Source organism: Fibrella musci (assembly GCF_041321105.1).
Taxonomy (GTDB): Bacteria; Bacteroidota; Bacteroidia; order Cytophagales; family Spirosomataceae; genus Fibrella; species Fibrella musci.
The window spans coordinates 1-12,883 of record NZ_JBGGWD010000002.1; the positions used below are offsets into that span (position 1 = coordinate 1).

13 protein-coding genes, 1 tRNA gene and 1 rRNA gene are annotated in these 12,883 nt (G+C 53.9%); 6 read left to right on the top strand and 9 right to left on the bottom strand.

The genetic code is table 11. From position 1 onward, the window contains the following. The 4 genes from ACAW74_RS05600 to ACAW74_RS05615 all read right to left on the bottom strand — a co-directional run. Positions 1-118: ribosomal RNA gene (locus ACAW74_RS05600) — 16S ribosomal RNA — on the bottom strand; the annotation flags it as partial. Positions 119-591: 473 nt separating this feature from the next. Next, the gene (tyrS, locus tag ACAW74_RS05605) at positions 592-1,884 is read right to left on the bottom strand and encodes a tyrosine--tRNA ligase (RefSeq protein WP_370697227.1); all 1,293 of its coding nucleotides are present in this window, start codon (positions 1,882-1,884) and stop codon (positions 592-594) included. A 95-nt stretch (positions 1,885-1,979) separates the two neighbouring features. After that, the gene (locus tag ACAW74_RS05610; RefSeq protein WP_370697228.1) at positions 1,980-3,176 is read right to left on the bottom strand and encodes an S-adenosylmethionine:tRNA ribosyltransferase-isomerase; all 1,197 of its coding nucleotides are present in this window, start codon (positions 3,174-3,176) and stop codon (positions 1,980-1,982) included. Then, positions 3,166-3,684, bottom strand: coding sequence for a hypothetical protein (locus ACAW74_RS05615; protein ID WP_370697229.1), 519 nt, complete (start codon positions 3,682-3,684; stop codon positions 3,166-3,168). The genes ACAW74_RS05610 and ACAW74_RS05615 overlap by 11 nt, the downstream gene beginning before the upstream one ends. Before the next feature lie 96 nt (positions 3,685-3,780). On the opposite strand from ACAW74_RS05615, the gene ACAW74_RS05620 reads away from it, so the two are divergent. After that, positions 3,781-4,347 (top strand): cob(I)yrinic acid a,c-diamide adenosyltransferase, encoded by a 567-nt coding sequence (locus ACAW74_RS05620; RefSeq protein WP_370697230.1) that lies wholly within the window; start codon positions 3,781-3,783, stop codon positions 4,345-4,347. Between the two features lie 97 nt (positions 4,348-4,444). Here ACAW74_RS05620 and ACAW74_RS05625 read toward each other — a convergent pair whose 3' ends face one another. Beyond that, positions 4,445-4,858, bottom strand: a complete 414-nt coding sequence (locus ACAW74_RS05625; RefSeq protein ID WP_370697231.1) for a DoxX family membrane protein — start codon at positions 4,856-4,858, stop codon at positions 4,445-4,447. 289 nt (positions 4,859-5,147) lie between these two features. Between ACAW74_RS05625 and ACAW74_RS05630 the strand changes: the two genes are divergently transcribed. The 5 genes from ACAW74_RS05630 (at position 5,148) to ACAW74_RS05650 (ending at position 9,518) form a co-directional block, all read left to right on the top strand. Then, entirely contained in the window at positions 5,148-6,218 is a 1,071-nt protein-coding gene (locus tag ACAW74_RS05630; protein WP_370697232.1) for a branched-chain amino acid aminotransferase, read from the top strand. A 136-nt stretch (positions 6,219-6,354) separates the two neighbouring features. Further along, positions 6,355-7,239, top strand: a complete 885-nt coding sequence (locus ACAW74_RS05635; RefSeq protein ID WP_370697233.1) for a ChaN family lipoprotein — start codon at positions 6,355-6,357, stop codon at positions 7,237-7,239. 108 nt (positions 7,240-7,347) lie between these two features. Beyond that, positions 7,348-8,757 carry an MBL fold metallo-hydrolase RNA specificity domain-containing protein gene (locus ACAW74_RS05640; protein WP_370697234.1) on the top strand — a complete coding sequence of 470 codons (1,410 nt, stop codon included), beginning with the start codon at positions 7,348-7,350 and terminating at the stop codon, positions 8,755-8,757. 148 nt (positions 8,758-8,905) lie between these two features. Further along, positions 8,906-8,989, top strand: a tRNA-Leu gene (locus ACAW74_RS05645). Between the two features lie 136 nt (positions 8,990-9,125). Beyond that, positions 9,126-9,518, top strand: a complete 393-nt coding sequence (locus tag ACAW74_RS05650; protein ID WP_370697235.1) for a hypothetical protein — start codon at positions 9,126-9,128, stop codon at positions 9,516-9,518. A gap of 179 nt (positions 9,519-9,697) precedes the next feature. Here the strand turns inward: ACAW74_RS05650 and ACAW74_RS05655 are convergent, their stop codons facing one another. From ACAW74_RS05655 to ACAW74_RS05670, 4 genes are all read right to left on the bottom strand, one after another. Further along, entirely contained in the window at positions 9,698-10,339 is a 642-nt protein-coding gene (locus tag ACAW74_RS05655; RefSeq protein ID WP_370697236.1) for a hypothetical protein, read from the bottom strand. Between the two features lie 24 nt (positions 10,340-10,363). Next, a complete protein-coding gene (locus ACAW74_RS05660; protein WP_370697237.1) occupies positions 10,364-11,119 on the bottom strand; it encodes a hypothetical protein in 756 nt (251 codons plus the stop codon). A gap of 79 nt (positions 11,120-11,198) precedes the next feature. Next, complete coding sequence (locus ACAW74_RS05665; protein WP_370697238.1) at positions 11,199-12,239, bottom strand: YrzE family protein; 1,041 nt, start codon at positions 12,237-12,239, stop codon at positions 11,199-11,201. Positions 12,240-12,383: 144 nt separating this feature from the next. Further along, positions 12,384-12,725: a YtxH domain-containing protein gene (locus tag ACAW74_RS05670; RefSeq protein WP_370697239.1), complete on the bottom strand. Its 342-nt coding sequence runs from the start codon at positions 12,723-12,725 to the stop codon at positions 12,384-12,386. Positions 12,726-12,883 lie beyond the last annotated feature (158 nt).

Sequence of the window (12,883 nt, forward strand, 5' to 3'; positions counted from 1 at the left end):
GGGCAGGTTATTTACGCGTTACGCACCCGTTTGCCGCTGGTCTTGCGACCCGCTCGACTTGCATGTATTAGGCCTGCCGCTAGCGTTCATCCTGAGCCAGGATCAAACTCTCCATCGTAAATATGTTTGTCCCGCCCAAGGCGGGACGTGTCTTAGTGATCGGCTGCTACTTTTTCTCCGAAGATCGAAAGCGCTTTACCAAATCTCGACATATTGTTATTGTGCTGCCAGTTGGTCAAAGAACAGATCGGCAAACCGTTGTTTACCGGGGTGCTAATCACTTAGCTATTTACTTCTTACTCCTCCCGTTTCGTTGTGTTATCGATTTGGGACTGCAAAGATACGCTTTTGATTTCGTTTGTCAAGCTTTTCGTAAAAAATATTTTTGACTTTTTCCGAGGTGCTGACCCTTTGCCTTCTCAGTAAAAGCGGCCGTTTTGCTCTCGCTTCGTGGCCGTTGTCCCTGATTGGGACTGCAAAAGTAGTAGGTTGATAGGCCCGTGTCAAGCCCCATTTAAAAGAAAGTGGTTAACCTTTTCCCCTCAATCGTGTTAACCACTTTCTTTCAGACGGTTAGCTGTCGAAATTTTTTCAAACTTTTTTCAGCAGGTGATTTTTCTTGCCTTTCGAGACAAGCAAATAGCGCCCCTGAAGCCACTCGATGTCGACGGATGCCGCCGGATCGCTGATTTTTGTTTTGTTCAGGCTGACCGCATTTTGGCTAATTGCCCGCCGGGCCTCACCTTTCGAGGCGTATACTTCTCCCTTCGAGGCTATCGACAGGAGGTCTGTAATGTCTTTGCAGGCATCCAGCTCGGCTGAGGTTACTTCCGTTTGGGGGACTCCCTCAAAGATTTGATCAAACTCATCCAACGCGATGGAGCGTAGGGTATCAATCGTTGCCTTACCAAACAGAACTTCTGACGCCTTTACAGCCAGATCGTAACCAGCCTGCCCATGCACTCGCACCGTTACATCCTGCGCGATGGCTTTCTGCAAAATGCGCAGGTGAGGCGCTTCGGCATGCTCGGCCTCCAAGCGTTCAATGGTCTCCTTGTCGAGTAACGTAAATACCCGAATCAGGCGCGCACAATCACCATCATCGGCGTTGAGCCAGAATTGATAGAACAGGTAGGGCGAGGTCATAGTTGGGTCGAGCCAGATATTGCCCCCAGCCGATTTGCCGAACTTGGTTCCGTCGGATTTAGTAATCAACGGTGTAGTCAGGGCATAGGCATGATGCTCTTCGACCAGCCCACCTTCTTTCCGGCGGATCAGTTCGGTACCGGTCGTGATGTTTCCCCATTGATCTGAGCCGCCCATCTGTAGCCGAACGCCTTTGTGCTTGTAGAGCCAGTAGAAGTCATAGCCCTGTAGCAACTGGTAAGAGAATTCCATAAACGACAGCCCTGTCTCCAGCCGCTTCTTCACGGAATCTTTAGCCACCATATAATTGACGGTGATGTGTTGCCCAGCCTCCCGCAAAAAATCGAGGAAGGTAATGCCTTTGAACCAGTCGTAGTTGTTGACCATTTCGGCGGCATTTTCCCCTGAATCGAAATCCAGGAAGCGCGTCAACTGATCCCGGATACCAGCCTGGTTACGGCGCAGTGTTTCTTCCGACAGATAATCCCGCTCCGTTGAACGCCCCGACGGGTCGCCGATCATCCCGGTGGCACCGCCTACCAACGCATACGGTTTGTGACCGGCGCGTTGCAGATGCACCAGCAGCATGATGGTGGCCAGGTTTCCGATATGTAATGAGGCTGCCGTTGGGTCGAAGCCGATATACCCGGCCGTCATTTCCTTCGATAGCTGTTCTTCGGTGCCGGGGGTCATGTCGTGCAGCATGCCGCGCCAGCGCAATTCTTCGATAAAGTTCATAATTAAATGGAGGAAGGAGGACAGAGGAAATGTGACGCTGACAATTCTATCACTAGCCTCCTGAACGGAGTACAAAAATAGACGCGGGGTTTGGTCTACGGCAACAGTAGCGACGAATCGCCGTAGCTCAGAAAGCGATAGTCGTGTGCCAACGCTTCATTATATATAGTGCGCCAGTCGTTGCCGACCAGGGTAGCAATGAGCAGAATCAGCGTAGAGCCGGGTTGATGGAAATTGGTAATGATGCCCCGGCAGACGCGCAACTGATAGCCCGGCGTAATGTAGATACCTGTATGCGCCGTCAATGTGGGCTGACTGGTTTCCCGCAGGTACGTTAACACCGCCCGGATCGCCGTTTCGGCATCGGGTTGCTCGGTGCTGGGTACGTTGTAGGCGTAATGCTGATCGAGGTGGAACGGGTCGGGGTGGCGTTGCAGCAGCCGAACCCCAAACCAATACAGACTTTCGAGCGAGCGCATCGATGTAGTCCCAACCGGAATAACGTACCCGAGGTGCGGCAACAGATTTTCGAGGTTTTTCTGCGTGTAGATGACCTGTTCGCTGTGCATGGTATGGGCCCGCACATCGGTCGTTTTGATCGGCTGGAACGTACCTGCGCCCACATGCAGCGTCAGTGTATCATGGGCGATACCGCGTTTGGCCAGGTCATCGAAAACGGCTTCGGTAAAATGCAGGCCCGCCGTGGGTGCCGCCACAGCGCCCTCCTGCCGGGCGTAAACTGTCTGGTAGGTAGCGCTATCGGCTTCCGTAGCGGCCCGTTTGAGGTAAGGCGGCAGCGGCATCTGCCCCGCCTGTTGCACGATTTCGGCAAACGCAACATGGGCGGGTTGCCAGCAGAAACGGATTTCGTTCGCGTCGGCATTGGCCCACTCGGCCGTCAGCACGGTATCACCGAGGGACATCTGTAACACCTCGTCGGCCTTCCAGCGTTTGCGGTTACCCACCATACACCGCCAGACAGTCTCACCCTCGTCGGCCATGGCGTCGGTAATCGGGCGGTCGGCGGGCGCGGGATTCAGTAAAAACAGTTCGACGATTCCGCCCGTAGACCGGGTAAAGAGCAGCCGGGCCGGAATAACCTTCGTATTATTGAAGACCAGGTAGCTGTTGGGCGGCAGCAAATCGGGCAGGTCGCGGAAGGTATGGTGAGCGAGTTTCCCCTGCCGGTACACGAGTAGCTTCGACCCATCGCGCTGCGGCAGGGGAAACCGGGCAATGCGCTCGTCGGGCAAGTCGTATTGATACTGATCGAGTACTAAATCAGGCAACATCGTCAACCGGGGGTTTCATCATCAGCCGCACGGGTAGCGAAACAATCACGATCCCCAGAATAGCGGTGCTGACGGGCAGCAGCCAGGCATAATCAGAAGCGCCGACGTTAGTGCGGTTGTTGTTATTCAGAAAGGAAAGCACCATCAGGCCCAGCGCCAGAATGGTGTTGAAGGCCGCCGCCAGCGCATAGAACCAGTCGACATACACAGCCGCTAACTCCTGCCGGTGCCCCTGCCATTTGACCGGGTTTGGATTCGGAATCTTTTCGGCAGGCAATTTGGGAAACAGCTTTGCCACGGCGTTGGTAACCACGTAGACTAGTATGAACAGCGCTACACTGGTGTAAAAAACGGTTTCCCGGCTAAAGTACTGAACGGCCTGTCCGCCTTCATTGAACCGGAAAGCGACATCGATCGGATACGAGATATAGCTACTCAACAGCAACCCTACAAAACCCAGGATGGATAGAATCCGCCAAGTACGAACAAAAAAAGAACCAGCGCGCATAGCTTTGGTTTAACAAGTGAAAATGGGCTGCAAAGGTACGGGGAAGGGAGTTCAAAGTTCATGATCCATCGTCCAAAGTGCGCTAACTAGTCAATAATGAAGATATATACTCGAACGGGTGATGCCGGACAGACGTCGCTCATTGGTGGCCGACGGGTGAGCAAAGCCAATTTGCGAATCGACACCTACGGTACGGTCGATGAACTCAACGCGTGGATTGGCCTACTGCGCGATCAGCCGATCAACGCCAACCGCCGCCTGTTGTTGAAGGAGATTCAAGACCGGCTCTTTACGGTCGGGGCCGAACTGGCGACCGATCCCGGCAAAACAATTCGCAAGGCGCTACCCGCCATTGTCGACCACGACGTGACACGCTTGGAAAACGAAATGGATACGATGGATGCCGAGCTGCCCGAGTTGCGCCAGTTTGTATTGCCCGGTGGGCATGCGTCGGTATCGTACTGCCATTTGGCCCGAACGGTCTGCCGCCGGGCCGAGCGCCTTTCTATCGCGCTCAACGACGAAGCCGAGCAGTTTGGCGGCCCGGTCGATCCGCTCGTGCTAACGTACCTGAACCGGCTGTCGGATTACCTCTTTGTGCTCAGCCGCAAAATGGCCAAAGAACTCGACGCCGAAGAGGTTACCTGGGAACCGAGAGTATAAAACAGTGAACAGTATACAGTATGCAGTGAGTTGGAAAGCTAAATCCTTTTCTATCATCACTTACTGTATACTGTCCACTGCATACTGTTCACTGTATTCAGTCTCTGCCCAGCATCATCCGGTCGACGGAGTAATAATTGGACTGATGCGCCCAAATCAGGATGAAGAAGATGATCGAATAGATCAATTGCGAGGCCACCACGTCCCACTTTTGCTGAAACGACGTACCCACGGTCAGGGCCATCATCAGCACCCCCGCCGCAAATGCCGACACGCGGGTGAAGAGGCCGATTGTGAGCAGTAAACCAAGAATCAGTTCGATGTAGGACAGGGCCGTACCGAACACATACACGGCGAAACCAGGCAACGGAGTCTGACTAAAATCGGCCACCATTTTGTCGCGAAACGCACCCACGCCTTTGGCAAAACGGGAAATGGCATGAAACGAGAAGTTGATGCCAATGGTGAGGCGTAATAAGAGGTAAGCCAAAAACTGATCAGACATTTTCATACGTACATGAGGCAAAAATCAATAAATCGACACGGCCAAGCCAATTAGCAGACCTAGCCTATGGAAAACGACGAGTCTGCCGATTTATCCGCTTCCACGAAGAAAATGTTTAGTTTACGGCTAACCCCGTGATACCGAGCGGGTATTTTTCTATTTTTGTTGTCAAAGCAACTAATTGCAGCGTTCAATGTCCAACGACCAATGTTCAAGGTTGCGAGTGCAGACTTATCGAAGCACGGCATACGCTTGAACGTTGAGCATTGAACATTGAACGCTGCCCCCCTATACCATGACGACTGACTTGCTCCAGATTGAGATGCAGAAGGTGCCGCAGAGCCGCATCAAGGAGGTTGATTTCAACAACTTGCCCTTCGGCAAACACTTCTCCGACCACATGTTTGTGGCCGACTATGTTGATGGCGAATGGACCGACCTGCGGATCGTGCCTTTCAGCGATTTTTCGTTCAACCCGGCCCTATCGTCGTTGCACTATGGTCAGTCGATTTTCGAAGGGTTGAAAGCCTACAAAAACGAAGCTGGCGACGTGCTGACGTTCCGCGCCCGCGACAACTGGGCCCGCATGAACGAGTCGGCCAAGCGTATGTGCATGGCGACGATCCCGGAAGAGGTGTTCATGGGTGGTCTGGAAGCGCTGCTTCGCACCGATGCCGATTGGGTACCTAGTCAGGCTGGTAGCTCGCTTTACATCCGCCCTTATATGTTCGCGACCGACGTGTTCCTGGGTGTAGCCCCCTCGAAAACGTACCGGTTCTGCATTTTCACCTGCCCGGTTGGGGTGTATTACGCCAAGCCGCTGAAAGTAAAAGTCGAACTCGACTACATCCGCTCGGCACCGGGTGGGGTTGGTTATGCCAAATGCGCCGGCAACTACGCCGGTTCGCTGTACCCAACGCTGCTGGCCCAACAGGCCGGTTACGATCAGTTGATCTGGACCGACGCGACCGATCACCAGTACATCGAAGAATCGGGCACAATGAACGTCATGTTCATCATCGATGGCAAGCTCGTTACGCCCGCTACGTCAGACTCGATCCTGCGCGGCGTGACCCGCGACAGTATCGTGCAGATTGCCCGGAGCTGGGGCCTCACCGTTGAGGAGCGCAAGGTGTCGATCAATGAAGTCATCGAAGGCATTCAGAACGGTTCGGTAACCGAAGCCTTTGGCGCCGGTACGGCCGTGGTGGTGTCGCCCTTCCAGGCGATTGGCTACGAAGGCACCGATTACATGCTGCCCGAGCGCGCCCCGGCCGATTCGTTTGCCGTTCGCGTGAAAGAATACATGACCGACCTCCGCACGGGCAAAATCGACGACCCGTTCGGCTGGGCAGTGACGATTTAAGCCGTTCATTTTATACGTAGAGACGCAAACCCTTGCGTCTCACGGGCGTCAGCAATATAGTGTAGTAGTTAAGGTTTATTGCTAACGCCTGTGAGACGCAAGGGTTTGCGTCTCTACGTGTTTATACCCTATTACCATGCGACTACTTGTCTGTTTTCTTTTTCTGACCATGGGGGCGTTTCGAGGCGACAGGCCGGCCTACCAGTTTTTTACCCAAACCGGCAAAACCACTTCCTTCGATAAACTGGTGCGCGACGCAGCGAAGGCCGACGTGGTGCTCTTCGGCGAACTGCACAACAACCCCATTTGCCATTGGCTTCAGTTGCAGTTGATGCAGGAGCTGGTGCAGGCGCGGGCCAACCAACTCGTACTGGGCGCCGAGATGTTTGAGGCCGACAATCAGAAAGCCCTCTCCGGGTACGTTAGCGGGCAACTATCGGCTAAGGAATTTGCCCAACAGGCGCGGCTTTGGCCCAACTATACGACCGATTACCGACCCGTTGTCGATCTGGCGCGGGACAAGAAGCTGTCGTTCATCGCCACCAACGTACCCAGGCGGTTTGCCTCGCTGGTGGCGAAACAGGGGCTACCTGCGCTCGATACATTGTCGACCACCGACAAACGGCAGATAGCTTCCCTCCCACTCACCGTCGACCTGACGTTACCCGGCTATAAGGGCATGCTCGATATGATGGGAACGCATGGCGGGCAGGCCACACAGGGCAGCCACGGCGGTGCCGCCGAAAACTTTGCCCGTGCGCAGGCGCTGAAAGATGCCACGATGGCGCGGTTTATTCTCGAAAACTGGAAGCCAGGGCAAACCTTCCTGCATCTGAACGGCGATTATCACTCGAAAAACTTCGAAGGCATTGTCTGGTACCTGCGCCAACAGAAGCCCGATTTAAACATTGTCACGATTTCGTCGGTTGAAGCCGAAGCCATTCTGAAAGCTAAACCCGACTGGCAAGGACTGGCCACCTACGTGCTGGCCATCCCCGCCGATATGACAAAGACATATTAAGTTCAAGGTTCAATGGCTGACGTTTAACGTTGTTCATACGTCTAAGTACGGCGCATGCTCAATGTTAAACGTCAGCCATTAAACGTCAAACACCTTTTCCTACACGCCATGACCATTCAATTTATGGGGGCTGCCCGCACCGTAACCGGCAGCAAACACCTGATTACAACCAGCAGCGGCTACACCATCCTGCTCGACTGCGGCCTGTTTCAGGGTATCAACACCGACGAACTGAACCAGCACTTCCATTTCGACCCGGCCGAGGTCGATGTGTTGATTCTGTCGCACGCCCACATCGACCATACGGGTCTGGTGCCGCGGCTGGTTCGGCAGGGCTTCAAGGGGCCTATCTACGCCACGCCGGCCACCATCGACCTTTGCCAGATTATGTTGATGGATAGCGCCCGGATTCAAGAAAAGGACCTGGAGCGCGTGAACCGCCGCCGTCAGAACCGGGGCGAGGCCGAACTGGAATTGCTGTATGACGAAGCCGACGTACAGCAGGCCCTCAGCCAGATGCAGCCGGCCGACTACGGCAAACGAACGTACCTGACGCCCGATATTAGCTTTCTATACACCGATACGGGCCACCTATTGGGCAGCGCCGCCATCAGCCTGAGCATCAAAGAACCGGGTGCAGATGGGAAACCAACCGAAAAGCGGGTTTTCTTCAGCGGCGACATTGGTCGCCCCGACGACAAGATTCTGCGCACCTTCGAGACGTTCCCGCAGGCCGATTACATCCTATGCGAATCGACCTATGGCGACCGCCTCCACGAGCCCGAACCCGACATGAAGGCCCACCTGCTGCGGATTGTGCAGGAAACCTGCGTCGACAACCGGGGCAAACTCCTGATCCCCGCCTTTGCCGTCGACCGGACGCAGGAATTGATCTACGCGCTCGATCAGTTGTCGAGCGAAGGCAAGCTTCCCGTCATTCCGGTCTATATCGACTCACCCATGTCGGTGAGCGCTACGCGGGTGATGCAGGACCACGAGGAAAACTTCAACCCGGAGATTCTGGCTTATATCCAGAAAGATGGCGATGCGTTCGATTTCCCGAACCTGCACTACATCTCCGACGTGGAAGACTCGAAGGCCATCAACAACCGGCCGGGGCCGTGCATCATCATCGCGCCTTCGGGTATGGCCGAGGCAGGGCGGATCAAGCACCACATCAAAAACAACATCGAAGACCCGAGCACGACCATCCTGTTTGTGGGCTATGCGTCGCCCAACAGCCTCGGCGGCGTGTTGAAACGCGGCGATCGGGAGGTGACCATTTTCGGGGAAAAATTCGAGGTGCGCGCCCGGATCGAGATTATGGATTCGCTCTCGGCCCACGGTGATGCCAACGAAATGCTCCAATTTTTGAGTTGCCAGAACCCCGCCGCCGTAAAAACGCTCTTTCTGGTGCACGGCGACTATGAGAAGCAGCTCATCTGGAAAGACAAACTAACCGCCGCTGGTTTTCAGCACATTGCCATTCCTGACCTATACGAACGGGTAGAACTGTAACACTTTCCTAAGACCTATAAGGTTTTAAAAACCTTATAGGTCTGCCTGCACATCAACATTTTTTTCAAAAAACCCTTGCAAAAGGCCATTTGAGCCTATTACCTTTGCAGTCCCAACACGGGAAAAGCGAACCTGTACCGGTTCAACCGCCGAAGTGGTGAAATTGGTAGACACGCACGTTTCAGGGGCGTGTGTCTTTACGGACATGCGAGTTCGAGTCTCGCCTTCGGCACAAAGCCTGCTAGATAACTAGCAGGCTTTTTTATTAGTTGTTCACGAGGTCCTACCGCTTAGTGTATAACCAGAAATAAACAGCAGCAAAGCAGCGTTTTCTCGTTTGTAAACGAACTAACGACCCTGCTTTTGCCATGACTATTTCCTTACTAGTGACCGCTTGCCTTGGCCTCACCGGTCTGATACAACCGAACGGATTGTCAATGAAGCCGCAGGATTCCACCCGCTTTAAGTCGCTTTTCAAGTACACGTTGATGGCAAATCAACCCAAACAGAAGCACGCCTTGACGTTGGTTGTACGCCCAGTCAAGACCCAATCGGGGGCAGCTATTAACCTGCCCATCGGTATTGATGAACGAACCGTTCTGGTGAGATCAGGCAGCAGACTACTTACACTGAACGAAGGCTATGTATTCGTAGCTGATGCCACCCAAATTCGTATACTGGACAAACAAGCTTTGACATCAGATCAGCTAACGATTTCTTACGAACTGTTGGCGCCTGCTTATAGCTATAAGTCGCTCTAGTCAGCATCACCGCTCGCTACGACAGGTACGTTGTCAACCATTGCCTAGACTAGTCTCAATCCGTATCAAGATCAAGATGATCTGATACGACCGCTTGGCTGTAATGCATAGGCTAAGAATGTACCCAGACCCTTATTCCGCACGCCGGTTGGGGGCTGAAGTGAGGCCAATTCAACCACCTACGGATTGGGTTTCCGGGCCGTCAGGAGCATGTCGCGGGTTACTTCCTTGTCAATGTCGATGTAGCCGGGGTACTTCACCTGTTTGTTGCCCAGCATCAGTGTCGGCTTGATTTTCAGCGTGACGCGCGAGGGCGGCACCTGACTGCTGCCCGCTAAATTCCGTACCAGGTCGACAAAGGCATTTCGGGTCGATGCGTTCGTTACCAGTTCGTAGGCATTGGCGTTTACGGGAATGGGGACAACCACTTTGCCGCCGCCGGGTGGCACTTCAACGCGCTGCTGAACGGTCCCAGTAGCCAGTTCGTTGCCAGCCAGCAACAGCCGATAGTCAAACTGATTGATCGCGGCAACGTCGTTCGTTGGGTTGACGATCTCCAGGTTAATATTGGCCCTGAACGGAATGTTCCGGCTCAGTAGTCCAGCCGCAATTCGGGGATATTTGAGGGGATTGATATCCTCCAGTTGTCGGATGTCTTTAAACTCCTCAACGTCGTATCCCGCGATGGTAATGCTGTCGGCCGACCGAACGGCATACTGGCTCTTGCCCAGCATTTTGGCCTGTTGCACCTGCCGGTTTATGCCGCATTGCGAAAAGAGCACCGGCATAGCCAGCAGGGCGAGTTTGATAGGTAGTCGCATAGATGTACTGATTTGCGTGGGTGATTAACGTAGTCGATAGGTAAGCAGCACGTTGAGCGTAGGCAGAAAACCGTGCTGACGAAGTTTGGTGTCGATCTCATTATCCAGATTGCCGTACAGCCGCTGAGTAACGCCCAGCCCATCAACCAGCGCCCGATTCGATGTGAATGTATTCTTCGTCGCCACGATCTTACTCACGCTCAGTTCCGTAGCTAAGCCAAACGGCGAGTCGCCAAACTGAAACGAGCGTCCTATGCGAAGACCGGCCAGCCAGAGACTCGATTGCAGGTTGAAGGCGAACGAAGGTGAGTCGAGCAGCCCGAACCCTGAGAAATCCTGTTTGAAGTACACACTCAGTCCGTCGGCGGGCGTGATGGGCCCTGCCGAGAAATTGGTATACTGCCCAAACAAGCCTCCGTACCAGGGTGAGTTGGCGTGTATATTGATCCCGAGGCTAACCGAACTACCGCGCCGGAACGAGCGATCGATTACCCGGCTCAGGTTAGGGTCCAACCCAAATCCTTCCATCAACGCCAGCGTGTACCGATCGAACGGAGCCGCGATAAGCCCGCCCTGCGCCTGCACCGAGATGCGTTGGCTGACCTGATACCGATACCCAACGGTGTAGTTTAGCGGAACCTGCAAGCCTATAAATACCGTGTGGCTGGCTGGTATCGGCGGCCTAACGACCTGTGTGCTGATTGAATCCTGGCCATAAGTGGCCGAAGCGATGCCGACGAGTAGGCCGAGCAGCGTTATATAATGACGAACTGTTTTCATCGCGTACCAACGGAAAGGGCAGAAAAAGAGCCGGCTCGGCACTCAGGTTGAGCGCCGAGCCGGCTCTCGTTTCCAGCTGTTAACGGGTAGCCCCAATGGTACGGTCCAGTGTATTTGCGCTGTCTTTCGATTCGGTACCCATCTTGGCACCATACCCGGCAGCAACAACGCCGATCAGGAGTCCGAAGAAGCCAAAAATGGCGGCTTTCGAGGCGGCCGACGCGGCAGCATCCGCAGCCTGCCGTGCTTTTTCGGCGGCTTCCTGCTTTGTCTGTTCAAACTTGGCCGCAGCCTGTTTGTATGTGCTGATCCAGTTGTCGACGATCTGCTCCGACTCAGCCCGGCTTTTTCCGGTCCGTTTCATCACCACGTTTACTGCATCGTCCCGATCGACACTGTTAACTGTGTTCTGCCCCTGTTTAAACAGTCGGCTAAACAGCCCACCTGCGATATCATCGGCTGCCTGAGGGTTGGCCGCTGCCCGGTCTGCCGCTGTTTTGGCCTGCTGCCCGGCCTGTTCGGCTTTGCGCTCCAGCGTGTTCGGATTCAGATTGGCGTCGCCAGTTTGCCGCAGCAGCCGGTTGGCTTCCTCTTTCAGGTCGGTCAGATCAATGTTTTGCAGATCAATGCCGTTTTGTTTCAGCTGCCCTTCAACGACATTACCGATACCAGGCGCCGCCACCGCAACGGCCGAACCAGCGGTGCGCACCAGACTACCCACCAGCCGACTTGCGCCGCCAATCAGGCTGCCAACGGTTGTCGTCAGGAAATAAATGGTTAGCAACGTGGCCAGAGACCAGGTCAATACGCCATGGATGAGCCCGTCGAACAGGCGGGGTGCACTCGCCAGACGGCCCGCAATCCAGCCACCAATAAACAGCGACAGCAGGCTGCTGACAATGTACCAAATGGCGCTACCTGTGCCCAGGCCCGCAGTTGGGTTTGCTTCTGTTGCCGGGTCGACTGTGCTCAGCCCTATGCCCAAGCCTAATAAAGTCAACAGCATCTGGCTGACAATAGCTACCAGTACACCGGCAAAAACCGCACTCCACGAGATGCGTTTCATAAAATTAGTGCGGCCATAAGCCGACTCAGTTGAGTAAGAAAGTTCGCGTTCCATAACGTTAGGTTTGAATGAACATGAGTCTCGCCAAGTGATCGCCAATCGATCCTCGGTACTAAGAGCGAATCCCCAATTCGATAAGAATCAGGGACTCTTTCAGGGTTGTTGAGTAAATCAGAAAAGCCAGCAGGCTATAACTGCTTAGAAAAATCGGGTCTTGTCTTTGAGCTTGTTGAACCCGTCTTTAGCCTCGTCGGCCAGTTGGTCGGCCTCATCGCCCGCTTTGTCGGCAACCTGACCGACTTCGTCTTTTACGGTGTTGACCGCATCCTTAGCTTGCGACTTAGCCTTTTCCCACTGGTGTTGTACGGTATCCGTCTGATCATCAATGGATTCTGAAAGCTGATCGCGGAGATCCTTACCCGACCGGGGCGCAAATAGTAGGCCGATGGCCAGCCCGCCGATTAACCCTGTAAGTACACCAGCCAGATAGGTCTTATCGGTCAGGTAATCCTGCGGGTATCTTTTTGTGCTAAAAAACATAACGTTGAGTGTATAAAAGTTGAGTACGACAATCGTCACGCCCCACAGCGGAAAGATCATGCCATTTCATTTACCCCTATACTAATTGGTTAGTAGTAAGCAGTTTACGATAACTTATTGTAACTATTTATACCAATCAGCGTAGACCATAATACTCA

Excerpts from the sequence above, each read along its gene's own strand:
- ACAW74_RS05640 (WP_370697234.1), top strand. The coding sequence starts at position 7,348 with ATGACCATTCAATTTATGGGGGCTGCCCGCACCGTAACCGGCAGCAAA.
- ACAW74_RS05615 (WP_370697229.1), bottom strand. The coding sequence starts at position 3,684 with ATGCGCGCTGGTTCTTTTTTTGTTCGTACTTGGCGGATTCTATCCATC.
- ACAW74_RS05650 (WP_370697235.1), top strand. The coding sequence starts at position 9,126 with ATGACTATTTCCTTACTAGTGACCGCTTGCCTTGGCCTCACCGGTCTG.
- ACAW74_RS05655 (WP_370697236.1), bottom strand. The coding sequence starts at position 10,339 with ATGCGACTACCTATCAAACTCGCCCTGCTGGCTATGCCGGTGCTCTTT.
- ACAW74_RS05660 (WP_370697237.1), bottom strand. The coding sequence starts at position 11,119 with ATGAAAACAGTTCGTCATTATATAACGCTGCTCGGCCTACTCGTCGGC.
- ACAW74_RS05635 (WP_370697233.1), top strand. The coding sequence starts at position 6,355 with ATGCGACTACTTGTCTGTTTTCTTTTTCTGACCATGGGGGCGTTTCGA.
- tyrS (WP_370697227.1), bottom strand. The coding sequence starts at position 1,884 with ATGAACTTTATCGAAGAATTGCGCTGGCGCGGCATGCTGCACGACATG.
- ACAW74_RS05670 (WP_370697239.1), bottom strand. The coding sequence starts at position 12,725 with ATGTTTTTTAGCACAAAAAGATACCCGCAGGATTACCTGACCGATAAG.
- ACAW74_RS05620 (WP_370697230.1), top strand. The coding sequence starts at position 3,781 with ATGAAGATATATACTCGAACGGGTGATGCCGGACAGACGTCGCTCATT.
- ACAW74_RS05665 (WP_370697238.1), bottom strand. The coding sequence starts at position 12,239 with ATGGAACGCGAACTTTCTTACTCAACTGAGTCGGCTTATGGCCGCACT.
- ACAW74_RS05630 (WP_370697232.1), top strand. The coding sequence starts at position 5,148 with ATGACGACTGACTTGCTCCAGATTGAGATGCAGAAGGTGCCGCAGAGC.
- ACAW74_RS05610 (WP_370697228.1), bottom strand. The coding sequence starts at position 3,176 with ATGTTGCCTGATTTAGTACTCGATCAGTATCAATACGACTTGCCCGAC.
- ACAW74_RS05625 (WP_370697231.1), bottom strand. The coding sequence starts at position 4,858 with ATGAAAATGTCTGATCAGTTTTTGGCTTACCTCTTATTACGCCTCACC.